General features: G+C 48.3%; 4 protein-coding genes. All 4 read right to left on the reverse strand.

Annotated features, from left to right (window positions below):
• Window positions 1-387: 387 nt before the first annotated feature.
• The 4 genes from AC0QH1_RS16270 to AC0QH1_RS16285 all read right to left on the reverse strand — a co-directional run bounded on the left by AC0QH1_RS16270 (window position 388) and on the right by AC0QH1_RS16285 (window position 3,781).
• The gene (locus AC0QH1_RS16270; protein ID WP_324632260.1) at window positions 388-1,599 is read right to left on the reverse strand and encodes an anhydro-N-acetylmuramic acid kinase; all 1,212 of its coding nucleotides are present in this window, start codon (window positions 1,597-1,599) and stop codon (window positions 388-390) included.
• 224 nt (window positions 1,600-1,823) lie between these two features.
• Entirely contained in the window at window positions 1,824-2,207 is a 384-nt protein-coding gene (locus AC0QH1_RS16275) for a hypothetical protein (protein ID WP_324632261.1), read from the reverse strand.
• Between the two features lie 419 nt (window positions 2,208-2,626).
• A complete protein-coding gene (locus tag AC0QH1_RS16280) occupies window positions 2,627-3,292 on the reverse strand; it encodes a hypothetical protein (RefSeq protein ID WP_324632262.1) in 666 nt (221 codons plus the stop codon).
• 270 nt (window positions 3,293-3,562) lie between these two features.
• Window positions 3,563-3,781: a hypothetical protein gene (locus AC0QH1_RS16285; RefSeq protein ID WP_324632263.1), complete on the reverse strand. Its 219-nt coding sequence runs from the start codon at window positions 3,779-3,781 to the stop codon at window positions 3,563-3,565.
• Window positions 3,782-4,319 lie beyond the last annotated feature (538 nt).

Genomic DNA, 4,319 nt, shown 5'->3' on the forward strand with positions numbered 1-4,319 from the left:
TGGGGGAGGTGCTTTCACATGACACACTTCATGGGGTGGGCTTTCACCACCATCGACATTCAGTTGTCAAGGTTCTTTCCCAGTTTTCCTTCGGATTGTAAAGACTTTGTAAAGAGTTATGAAGTCTCTTAGCCTTCAGTTTTCCGAGGTTTTCGATGGGCTGTTTTTGTATCGGTTTACACCGTTTTGTTTCGGCCATTCATCGGACTTACTGTCCTCTGGGGTTCCAGCCTTGGGGCTGTATTCCTTGCCCCGCTTACGCTTCCGGCGTTTACTTTTCACTTTTGCGGGAACGAATCGCACAGTTTTTCATTATAATACCCCACCGAGTAGGAGATTTTATGGGCGATCGCCATCGAAAAATTGCCGCAGGTAACGCCTAAACGCTTACCCCATCCATCGGTGAATTTCCCCCAACAGCATGGGCACTTTCGCACCGGTACAGTGGGGAAGATTGCCCGGAATTCCCTGATAACGCCAATAGGCCAACACTGCAAAGGCGATCGCTTCTTTAAAATCGGCATTCAACCCCACCGCTGAGGTGGTTAACACCGCCACTGGCGCGGCAAAACTCTCCGACAACCGCAATTGCAACCGCCGCCGCAAATAACCGTTGCGACTCCCACCGCCACACAACAGCACTTCATCCGGGGGCTGAGGCAAAAAATCCCGGTAACTGCGCGCGATCGCTGCCACCGTCAGTTCCGCGATCGTGGCCAGGATATCCGCATCCGTGAGCTGCAAAGCTTCCGCATCAGCCAGACACTGCTGCAAATAGGCTTTGCCAAACAATTCACGTCCCGTAGACTTCGGGGGCGGTTCCTGGAAAAATGGGTGGGAGAGCCACTGCTGCACTAAAGCTTCGCAAGGTTTGCCGGTGGACGCCCAAGCACCATCCGCATCGTAGGCAAGCTGACCCTGGCTAAGATGTTGGACGGCTAGATCCAGAAGGGCATTCCCCGGACCGGTATCCCACGCCCGGGGCAATTGTGTGGCGGCGATCGCTGATGCTGGGGTGGGAATTTTTTCCCCGTCGGATCCGCCTTGGGGGTGGCGCGGGGGTAAGTAGGTAACATTGCCAATCCCGCCGATATTTTGCACGCATCGCGTTTGCTGTGGATGAGTGAGCAAACAAAAGTCCACTTTGGGAACCAGGGGTGCCCCTTGTCCGCCGGCGGCAATATCTGCTGCCCGAAAGTTACTGACGGTGGGGATGCCGGTTAATCGGGCGATCGCCGCACCGCGACCGAGTTGCAAGCTGTAGCCTAAGGGGGCATCGGCGGTGGGGGGTCGATGATAGACGGTTTGACCGTGAGAACCAATCAAGTCGGCTTTTCGGCGATCGCCCAGTAGGGTTAAGGCAGCTTGGGCAAATTCCCGGGCGATCGCCTCGTCGAGTTCCGCGAATTGTGCCATTGAGATCGCTTCACCCGCACAAACGGCTAAAATTTGCTTTCGCAGTGCCTCGGGGTAGGGATAGGTGGCGGCATCGATTAGCTCTACCTGTAAGTCACATTCTGTCCCAGTGATGTCGGCGATCGCCGCATCAATTCCATCCACCGAGGTGCCGCTCATTAAACCGAGCGATCGTATCGTCATTCGTCCTGTGTTTTGCTAAACCTCCACTTTATTTTAATCTCTGACGGGAGCGATTTTTGCTGAGTTGCCGGTAAAAAAGCTCCGCCATACCGATAGGGTGGGCAACTCGTTGCCCACCCGTTATTGTTGTGCTGCGATCCAGGGGATTTAGAATAAGGAGGAGGGTGGGCATTGCCCACCTTACTACTGTGCTTTATTCGTCACGCTCTGTCAAGCTTCTATTCTTACTTCAGCTTTAATTCTTGACAGGCCCGCTCAAATAGTTCCTCATCGTCATTTTCCCTTGCATACTCTAGCAATTTCCGCCAAGCAATAATTTTTTCTGTCTCTAATTCACGATTGGTTTTCTCTTTTTCACGATTGATTTCAATTTCTTTCCAAACCTGTAGTCCCTCTATGGCTATACCTACAATTACCTGGCCTACGATGTCGGATGCATAAGCTGTCAAGCTATAGGTAAGTAATTCCCGTGTAGCTTCGTTTAATTCACCCCCTTCAACCTTCAAAAGTTGCAGGATTTTTTTTTGGACGTCATTTTCTAGAAAGTTTTCCAATATTTTTCGTAACTCATCTTTAGTTTTCTTTGGAACAATTTGGTTTCGATCCATTATCTTGTCTCCTTTGGACTAGGAATGATATAGCGAGGTTTTTGTACTGCTCAATAATGAGAGACATCCCCGCTTCTCGATCGCGGCCACTTTTACTGTAGCTGCCTCCATTGCCCCTGGTGTCGAAGATCCGCTAAGTCCAAAAAATTTTTTTGCTCATCCGGTGAAAGCTAAACCCAGACGGGCTTTCAACGTTCCAATCATCCCTGCAAGTCGCACAGTGCCGATCTTCGGCAGAAATATGCAGGCGAAACATTGCAAGATTTGGAGATCGAGTTAAGATGGATAATCCAAGAAGTAGAGTAGGGTGGGCATTGCTGCCTACCGCGAGAGAGTGAAGTAGAAGCCCGTAGGCAATGCCCACCCTACAACTCTAGAGAGATATGGAAGCCAGTAGGCAATGCCCACCCTACAGCTTCTCAATAAAATCGAATAATCTGATACCCAGGCTCCCCACAATATATCGTCTTGATGCGGGCGACATATTTAAAGTAGTCAACGGTCCAAACCTCAACACTGTTGTTTGTATCCAGAATTGCCACTTTCTGGGTTTTCGAGTTGTAACCCACCAGATTAATATAGTGCAGTTCTCTCCAACTGAATTCCAACAAAATAATGCAGGGGGAGTTGCGGTCAATATCGCGCTGAATTTGTGGCCAAACTTGCTGCCAACTCGAACAATGGTATTTTTTAACGCTAGAGCGGCTTTTTGGGTTGATATGGCTGGCGAGTTTACCCGGCGTTGGGCCTACATTTCCACCGATGCTATCTAGCCCTTTCATGGCAACAGTGGATATTCCTCGGGTTAAAAAGTTGGCAGCAGTCATTATCTTTTTACCCCGGTTAGTCTGGGGAGAACCCACTGATTTGGGACAGGTACGTATGAAATCAGCCAACCCATTGTTTGACCCTTTTTTTTCATCTCCGTTAAGAATCAGGGCGCGATAACCGGAATGAGGACCACAAGACCAACTTTCTTTTTGGCTTTGAAGTTGCTGCGCCTGGGAGATGCGATCGAGGGGTAGGTATTTCCATCCTGGCTCGGTTTTTAAGTGTTGCAGAAAGTTGATAGGAAGATGAGACATAGTATTTCTCCTGATGCGGTATTGACCGTAAAGTTTTGGTACAGTTCGATTAAGAAAAGACGAGTAGCAATGCCTGTAGTTTAACAGGGTGATTATCTGCAATTGGAGGGTTTATAGCTGATTTCAGTGACGAGCGACAATCGGCGTGGTAGGGAGAGTGAGAATCGAAATGGGACAACAATTATCCGATTGAAACTGACGCAGTATATGCAAAGTGAATGCAGATGACTCTGTTGGTACTGGCATTGCTCGATCGCCCATCACTTTAGGTCACAATTCAGCGTCCAGGTCAGGGTCGTGAAAATTAACTTTTCCATCGAAATAGGCCAGGGAAAACCCAGCAATTGCCAGTAAAATAAACACCGTCAAAGCAAGGGATGCATACATTTCCAAATCCGTTCCGTCCATAAAGTAGCGAACGATTAATGCGAGTTTTTTTAGGGTAAAAACTAGCAAGTTGGCCAGAAAAGCAATTGCACTGGGGTTCACGAGCTTTCTCTCCTTTTGAATAGTTATGGATTGAGTGATGCCTCTCAAGGCTGTAACTTTTGGGGTTCCTCACGCTATATTCCCAGAGTAATGCCGTTGTAACTGAGGACTGTCCAAGATCGGCATCTCAACTTGGATTTTTTTAAATAAATGGTTGAAATACTTGCCTGGTCTAGGTTTCCGCGTGGGATGACCCCTTTGATGACGATCTTCGTCAAGATGATGTTAGAATCTATTATCGGAGTGCGATTCGTTCCCGCAAAAGTAAAGGGCAAATGCCCGAAACGTAAGCGGGGCAAGGAACACAGCCCCTAAAGGCTGAAACTCCCTACAGGACAGTAAGTCTGACGGTTGGCCAAACAAAACGGTATAAACCGATACAAAAAAAGTCAACCAAAAACCTCGGAAAACTAAAGTTCAAGAGAATTTCACAATTCTCTACAAAATCTTTACAATCCAAAGGAAAACTGGGAAGAACCTTGACAACTGAGTGTCGATGGTGGTGAAAGCCCACCCCATGAAGTGTGTCATGTGAAAG

This window comes from Phormidium sp. CCY1219 (assembly GCF_055795085.1).

Bases quoted from the DNA above. Each gene is read 5' to 3' on its own strand.
- AC0QH1_RS16270 (WP_324632260.1), bottom strand. From the start codon at position 1,599: ATGACGATACGATCGCTCGGTTTAATGAGCGGCACCTCGGTGGATGGA.
- AC0QH1_RS16275 (WP_324632261.1), bottom strand. From the start codon at position 2,207: ATGGATCGAAACCAAATTGTTCCAAAGAAAACTAAAGATGAGTTACGA.
- AC0QH1_RS16280 (WP_324632262.1), bottom strand. From the start codon at position 3,292: ATGTCTCATCTTCCTATCAACTTTCTGCAACACTTAAAAACCGAGCCA.